The organism is Peribacillus sp. SIMBA_075, assembly GCF_046534585.1.
Map to the genome: position 1 here is coordinate 1 of NZ_JAWRYN010000495.1, position 276 is coordinate 276.

1 protein-coding gene is annotated in these 276 nt (G+C 55.8%); it reads left to right on the plus strand.

What is annotated here, in order from left to right:
* Positions 1-57: 57 nt before the first annotated feature.
* The coding region (locus SB775_RS29145; RefSeq protein WP_410864701.1) for a HAMP domain-containing protein at positions 58-276 on the plus strand (219 nt) is incomplete at its 3' end.

Consider the following 276-nt stretch of genomic DNA (forward strand, 5'->3'; position numbering starts at 1 on the left):
GTGCGCCAGCCGGAAGCAACCGCCTTCGCCGCCGCACGTGAGTTAAGCCGCATCATAATGGTAAGCGGCCTGGCAAGCGCGATTCTTTTTGCCTTAGCCGGTTGGCTGGTGGCTGGGCGTATTAGCCGACCGCTCAACGAGATATCCCAAAAGGCAAAAGCCTTCCGCAAAGGTGAACAATTGGCTTTGCCGATAAATACAGGGGTCCGTGAAATTGAAGACTTGTCCCATTCACTCGAAAGCCTGGTGAGGACACTCGGCACTGCGGAATCCGAC